The sequence below is a fragment of the Cupriavidus sp. R6-3 genome (assembly GCF_059772245.1).
The window spans coordinates 1-2,317 of record NZ_JCBAJO010000404.1; the positions used below are offsets into that span (position 1 = coordinate 1).

General features: G+C 71.3%; 1 protein-coding gene and 1 pseudogene. One reads left to right on the forward strand and one right to left on the reverse strand.

The window, feature by feature from the left end; genetic code table 11:
- Nucleotides 1-251, forward strand: a pseudogene (locus tag AC6EI8_RS26125) (hypothetical protein); the annotation flags it as partial.
- A gap of 74 nt (nucleotides 252-325) precedes the next feature.
- Here the strand turns inward: AC6EI8_RS26125 and AC6EI8_RS26130 are convergent.
- Complete coding sequence (locus tag AC6EI8_RS26130; protein ID WP_498383340.1) at nucleotides 326-2,137, reverse strand: alpha/beta hydrolase; 1,812 nt, start codon at nucleotides 2,135-2,137, stop codon at nucleotides 326-328.
- Between the last annotated feature and the right edge of the window lie 180 nt (nucleotides 2,138-2,317).

Here is a 2,317-nt window from a genome sequence, read left to right on the forward strand (position 1 = left end):
GCAGCGTTCCGGCCGGCATGGTCGCCACGCCGTACGGCCCGGGCGTCTACCAGCTCCAGCCGAAGCTCGATCCGCTGGTCGAGCGGCGCATGGCACGCGCCGAGGCACGCGGCGAGTACCGCGAGCGCAAGTCCGAAGCGCGGCAGGAATACAAGCAGGAAGTGAAGGCCGCCAAGCAGGAACGCAAGCAGGAGATGCGCGAGGCCAACGAGGAGGCCAAGCGCGAACTGACCACGCCGCCGGCGCGCTGATGCGTCGCGGGCCGCCCCTGGCCCCGGACGAAGGCCAAGCGCCAGTCCGGGGTCTGCGGGGGCGGGCCCGCGGGCTAAGCGGCCGAAGACGCGGCCAGCGAAGACGTGGATGTCGCCGCCACCGGCGCCCCGGACGCCGCCAGATGCCGCATCAGGCAAGCCGCAAATTGCGCGCGGCTCTCCGCGAGAAACAGCGAATGGTCCAGCCGCGGCAGTACATGGGCGCGAATGCCGCTCATCGGCGCCAGCGCCTCCAGATGCCGGCCGAAGCGCGCACGCGCTTCTTCCAGGCCGATATCCCCCGCCCCATACAGCAGATCCACGCGCACGCCGCGGCGTTGCAGGCTGTGCATCGCCTCGCGCGCATACACGTCCAGGTCCTGCGTGCCCGGCTCGGCGCCGGCGCGGCTCGACAATAACCGCCGCGCCAGTGCGGCGGCATGCGGCCACGGATCGATCTCGCCGCGCAGCAGCCGCAGCCATTGCGCCGGATTGCGTGCCGCGGCCAGATAGACTCGCGTCGATTGCGGCTCGGCATCGACGTCGGCTTCCGCTCCGGCTTGGGCTTCGGCATTTGCCCCTTTGTCGCCACCGCGGCTGTCCCAGCGGAACTTCAGCAGGTTGGCAAGCACCAGCCCATCGATCGGCGCGGCCGCCAAGGCCGCCTGCAGCGCGATAAACCCCCCCGAGCAAACCCCCGCCGCCACCACGCGCCGATAGCCGCGCGCCTTGAGCCACGCCGCCGCGGCCGCGACATCGCGCCATGGCTGCTCGCCATAGAGCGCCGCGATCCGCATCGTGCGAGCGGCCAGCGGACTGTCGCCCAGTGCCGATACGTCGAGCCGCAAGGCCGCGACGCCGGCATGCGCGAGCTGGCGCGACAGCGTGACGAACAGCCGGCAGTCGCCGACATGATGGTTGCCGCCGGTGTTCGGGAACAGCACCGCCGTGCCGATCGTCTCGCCGCCATCCTCGGGCGTGCACAGCACGCCGAACTGGCGGCCGCCATCGAGCCACACCGGCCGCTCCACCGTCCCCTCGAGCCGCAGCACGGCATCGTCCGGGACGTCGCACGCCGGCTGGCCACGGCGCGCCACCGAAGCGGCCGGACCCAGCCATTGCGCGATCTGCTGCCACGCATGTTCGGGCACGCTGCTGTTCTCGGCCGAGCGCATCATGGCCGGGTATTCGTCGAAGTCGAGCCGCGTCACCTGCACGCCCTGCGCACGATATCGGCCCGCCAGCGCGGCGACCGGCGAACCGGCGCCGGGCCACGCATCGAGCAGCAGCACGCGCGGCGCGGGACAGGTGGCACGGCGTTCGAGCCGCAGGCTCTCGAGCAAGGCCACCGCGTCGGACGGCAACCGATAGCCCAGCACCTCGCAGCTGCCATCGCACGGCGGCGCCACCGGAATATCGGGGATCGCGTTATTGCACCAGCTGCGCTGCAGCGCGCGCAGCTCGCGCAGATAGGTGCGGCCGGTCACCGGCGGCGCCAGCAGGATCAGTCCGTCGGGACGCTGCCCGCCGTCGTTGGCCATCGCCTCGGCGGCCAGCACCGCAAGCGTCGCACCCAGGCGCAGACCGCACAGCACCACGCGCTCGACCCCGGTATGCGCGCGCAGCGTCTGCGCGGCGCGCACGATGCTGTGCGCACAGGCGCTGAGACGATCGGGACCCTCGTCGGAACCCGCCGAATCGCCGCAGCCGGGATAGTCGAAGCGCAGCACCGGCATGCCGGCGCTGGCGAGATCCGCGGCCAGGTGCCGCCAGGCGCGATGCGACCACATCGCTTCGTGGCCCCACGGCGCGCACAGCACCACGCCGGTTGCGCCGGGGCCGGCATGCAGCCAGCCGACGCAGTGGTCGAACGCCACTCGCTTCATCGGTCTTCCCCCGGATGCCGACAAGGCGGGCGGGCAAGAGCCCGCGCATGCCTCTTCGAAACCTTCTTGCTGCTTCTGCAATCCTGCCCGGCGCCCACGCAGAAACGGGTACGCTGCCCGCTTCATGCCTTCATGCCTTCATGCCTTCATGCCTTCATGCCTTCATGCCTTCATGCCTTC

What these genes read in the sequence shown, in the direction of transcription:
- AC6EI8_RS26130 (WP_498383340.1), bottom strand. Translation starts at nt 2,137, where the DNA reads ATGAAGCGAGTGGCGTTCGACCACTGCGTCGGCTGGCTGCATGCCGGC.